The organism is Marinitenerispora sediminis (assembly GCF_003336425.1).
Taxonomy (GTDB): domain Bacteria; phylum Actinomycetota; class Actinomycetes; order Streptosporangiales; family Streptosporangiaceae; genus Marinitenerispora; species Marinitenerispora sediminis.
In genome coordinates this window covers 1-4,248 of record NZ_QEIO01000249.1, presented here as the reverse complement: position 1 = coordinate 4,248, position 4,248 = coordinate 1, and the positions used below count along the sequence as shown (strand labels likewise).

Genomic DNA, 4,248 nt, shown 5'->3' with positions numbered 1-4,248 from the left:
CCCCTGGCGGGATGTGCCCGAGCGGTACGGCCCCGGGGAGACCGCCGCGGGGCGGCACCGCCGCTGGTCGCTGGCGGGCACCTGGAACCGCATCGCCGACCGGCTGCGTATCGACGCCGCCACCGGCGGACCCCTCGACGTCTGGGCGGACTCCACCATGGTCCGCGCCCACCACCACGCCGCCGGGGCCGCGAGAATAGGGGACGCGGCCCGGCACGAAAGGGACGCACCCGGAGCACCCGGCCGGCCCCCGGGGCGGGCTGACGACCAAGGTCCACCTGGTCTCCAGCGCGGGAACCACCGCAGGCGCGGATCGCGGGGCGGAAGACCCCCGGCCTTCGACCGGGCCGCCCACCGGGACCGCACCACCGTCGAACACTCCATCAACCTGCGCAAACAGAACCGAGCGGTCGCGACCGGGTACGACACGAGGGCCGCGGCCGATGACGCAACCGTCCAAGGCACCTCCATCCGTATCCGGCTACGCGACTTCACCCGTTCAACAAACACTGCCTAAGCCGGGGACGGGCGAGGGGCGCACCCCGGCTCCCGCCCCCGCCCTCCGGCGCGGTCGCGAGCACCCGCACGGTCGACGCTGACCCGTCCCCACCTGGGCGGACACCCCTGGGCGGCCGAACTCGGCCAGGCCGGATCCGGTCGACATCGGACAGCACCGTCACACTCCGCGACGGGAATCATGTGGAGAGTAATACCCCCTGCTCACGACACAGGAGGCCGTGTTGACCCGCACCTACCACAACGTCGTTACGCCGCGGTGGTGGCGCACCACCGTCGCCCTCACCGCCGCGGCGCTGGGGGCGACGCTGATCGCTCCACTGCCCGCCGAGGCACGGGTGCTGCGGTGCAGCGACCGCATCGACGGGCACTTCGCCAGCGTCACCTGCCACAACCCGACCCGGCAGTCCCGCACCTTCCGGGCCGTGATCACCTGCGGCTGGTGGCCGGACACCAAGGGAAACTGGGCGACCGTCGCCCCCGGGCAGAGGGCTACCTCCAGCGGCAAATGCGGCGGCGGTAGCGGGGTCGGCGCCGTCGGGGTCGACGAGCGCTGACCGTCCCCGCGCCCGACCCGCGGGGGCGGGCCACGATGAGGTGCCCCCGCCCCCGCGGGTCCCGGTTGCCATGACCCGACCTGCGGAACCCGTCTGTCACCCGGTCTGCTCGAGCCGGGACCCCGAGTTGGTCTTGATCACCTTCAGCCGGGTGGAGATCCGGGTCCGCAGGTCCGCCACGTGGCTGACCACGCCGACCGCGCGTCCGCCGTCGCGCAGGTCGTCCAGGACGCCCAGCACCTCGTCCAGGGTCTCCTCGTCCAGGGTGCCGAAGCCCTCGTCCACGAACAGGGTGCCGATGTCGGTGCCGCCCGCCTCCTGCCCGGCGACGTCGGCGAGCCCCAAGGCCAGCGCGAGCGAGCCGACGAACGTCTCGCCACCGGACAGCGTCGCCGGGTCGCGCTCCTGGCCGGTCCAGGAGTCGAGGACGCGCAGGCCCAGGCCGCCGCCCGAGCGGGTGCGGTCGCCGGCCGCCTTGTCGACGGTGTGGCGGAGTTCGTACCGGCCACCGGACATCACCGCCAGGCGGTCGTTGGCCGCCGCGACGACCTGCTCCAGGCGGGCGGCGAGGACGTAGGAGGAGAGCCGCACGTTCTCGCGGTTGTCACCGGAGGTGCCGGCGGCGAGCCGGGCGAGGCCGTCGGCGACCGCGTGCCGCTGCCGTGCCGGCCGCGAGTCGGCCAGGCGGGCGGCGAGTTCGGCGCGCAGCGCGGTCAGGCGCTCCGCGCGGCCGGCCAGGCGGTCCCGCCAGGCGGCCGCCCACTCGGCCGCGTCCTCCGCGGCGCGCAGCCCGGTCCGGGCGCCGTCGACGTCGGGCGCGGGCTGCCGGCTCGCGGCGGCCAGGTCGGGGTCGGCGAGCGCGGCCCGCGCGGCGGCCAGTTCGTCGTCGTAGCCTCGGGCCCGCTCACGCAGTGAGCGGCGCTGCGTCTCGGTCCGCTCCGCGTCGCGCACCGCCTCGTCGGTGCCGAATCCCGCCTCGGTGCGCGCCCGCGCGGCCTCGCTCTCCGCCGCCCGGAGCTCCTCCACCGCGGCGTCGCGCTGGCGCAGCGCCGCGGCGGCGGAGGCGAGCAGGTCGGCCTCGGCGCCGAGCCGCGCCGCGCGCGCGGCGATGTCGGGGTCGTCACCGCGCGCCGCGTCCAGCCGCTCGGCGATCCGGGCGGCCTCCTCCTTCCTGGCCTGGCGGCGCTCTCCCAGCTCGGCGGCCTCGTGGACCAGCCGCGCCTCGCGTGCGCGGGTGTGCTCCACGGTGCCGTCCAGCTCGGCGAGCCGGTCGGCCAGCCGGCGCGCGGCCGCGGCGGCCGTGTCGATCTCGGCGAGCGCCTCCTCTCGGCCGCGCACCAGCGCTTCGGCCTGCGGCACCGTCAGCTCGCCGGCGGCTGCCTCCGCCGCCGCCAGCCGCTCGGTCAGCGCGGCGAGGGCCGCCTCGGCGCGGCTGCGCCGCTCCTGGGCGGCGTCGCAGACGCGCTGGGCCGCCTCCTCTTCCTCGGCGGAGGGCGGACGGGTGCCGCCGGTCGCCGGGCGGGGGTGCTCGACCGCACCGCACACCGGGCACTCGGCACCGGCCGCCAGGGAGGCGGCGAGCTCCGCCGCCATGCCCTCGACCCGCTGCCGCCGGACGGTGAGCAGCTCGTCCAGTGCCAGCTGCGCCTCGTCGGTCGCCCGGGTGCGGGCCTGCTCGGCCGCCGCGGCCTGGCCGCGCAATTGGACGCAGGCGCGGGCGGCGGCCAGCCGCCCCTGGGCGAGCTCCAGTGCGCCGACGGCCGCGTCCCGGGCGCCCGCCCGCTCGCGCGCCGCCGCGAGTTCGTCGGCGACCGCCGTCCGCTGGCCGGGCAGCGCCGCCAGCAGCCGCCGGGTCTCGGCGAGGTCGCCCTCCGCCGCCTCGATCCGGGCGGCCACTGCGGCCGCCTCCCCGCGCAGCGCACGCAGCCGCTCGGCGTCGTCGCGCAGGTGCGCCAACCGGGCGACCTCGTCGCGGCGATCGCGCTCCGCGGCGCCCAGCGCGTCGAGGACGGCCTGCGTGGCGGCGTCCGCGGAACCGGGGCTCGCGGCCGGGATGTCCGGGACATCGGCGAGCCGGCCCACCAGGGCGCGGCGTTCGGACGCGGCGAGTTCGGCCTTCTCCAGCTGGCGGCGACGGTGCTCCACGGCGTACAGCAGCGGGAGGACGGTCGCGGCGCGCTCGGCGGCGGTGAGTTCCGCGTCGATCGCGGCGCGCTCGGCCGCACGCTCGCCGAGGGCGGCCGCGCGGCGGGCCGCCTCGGCGTGGCGGTGCTGGCGCTCCGCCGTCTCCCGGGCCCGCTCGACGGCGGCGCGGGCGCGGTCGCGTTCGGCCGCCGTCGCCGCCGCCACCTCGGCGGCGTCGCGCGCCGTGGCGGTGGTCACCCCGGCGAGTTCGGCCGCCCACGGCACCAGCGCGTCGAGGTCGGTGCTGTCCTCGTCGGGGCGCGGCGCACCCCCGAACTCGGCGACGAGGTCGGCCACCCGGCCCACCGCCGCTTCGGCCTCCCCGGCGGCCCGGCCGAGCGAACGCGCGTGCTCGGCCAGCCACGACTCGACATCGGCGAACACACCGGTCTCGAAGAGGCGCTGCAGCGACTCGCGGCGCTCCTGCGCGCCAGAGCGCAGGAACCGGGCGAACTCGCCCTGGGGCAGCAGCACGATCTGGCAGAACTGGGCGAGGCTCAGCCTGAGGAGGTCGCCGACGAGCTGGCCGGCCTCGTCCAGCCGGTTGGTGAGCCCGCGCCAGTCCCCGTCGACCAGTTCGGTGACGACGATGCGCGACTTCTCGGTGGTGGTGCCGGAGCCGCGTTTCTTGGGCCGCTCCCACTGCGGTGAACGGCTGAACCGCAGCCGCCGGCCGCGGATCGTCGTCTCCAGGGTGACGCGCGGCTCGCGCCCGGGCGGCGCGTGGTTGCTGCGCGGGGAGCGCGCCGACTCTCGGACGCCGGGGACCTGGCCGTACAGCGCGAAGCACACGGCGTCCAGCACGGACGTCTTGCCGGCGCCGGTGGGGCCGTGGATGAGGAACAGGCCGCCGGCGCCGAGCGCGTCGAAGTCCACGGCCTCCGTCCCCCCGAACGGCCCGAACGCCTGGACGGTCAGGGAGTGCAGTCGCATCGGGGCGGGTTCCCTCCTCGCTGGGCGGCCGTGCTCGGTCGCGGGCTCGGGGTTCGGG

At 77.4% G+C, this 4,248-nt stretch carries 2 protein-coding genes and 1 pseudogene; 2 read left to right on the top strand and 1 reads right to left on the bottom strand.

What is annotated here, in order from left to right:
- Both DEF28_RS28655 and DEF28_RS25745 read left to right on the top strand, forming a co-directional pair.
- Nucleotides 1–517: pseudogene (locus DEF28_RS28655) on the top strand (hypothetical protein); the annotation flags it as partial.
- 220 nt (nt 518–737) lie between these two features.
- On the top strand, nt 738–1,073 hold the full coding sequence (locus DEF28_RS25745; RefSeq protein ID WP_147280280.1) for a hypothetical protein: 336 nt from the start codon (nt 738–740) through the stop codon (nt 1,071–1,073).
- A 96-nt stretch (nt 1,074–1,169) separates the two neighbouring features.
- Here DEF28_RS25745 and DEF28_RS25740 read toward each other — a convergent pair whose 3' ends face one another.
- Entirely contained in the window at nt 1,170–4,190 is a 3,021-nt protein-coding gene (locus DEF28_RS25740; protein WP_114400759.1) for an AAA family ATPase, read from the bottom strand.
- Between the last annotated feature and the right edge of the window lie 58 nt (nt 4,191–4,248).

What these genes read in the sequence shown, in the direction of transcription:
- DEF28_RS25740 (WP_114400759.1), bottom strand. Translation starts at nt 4,190, where the DNA reads ATGCGACTGCACTCCCTGACCGTCCAGGCGTTCGGGCCGTTCGGGGGG.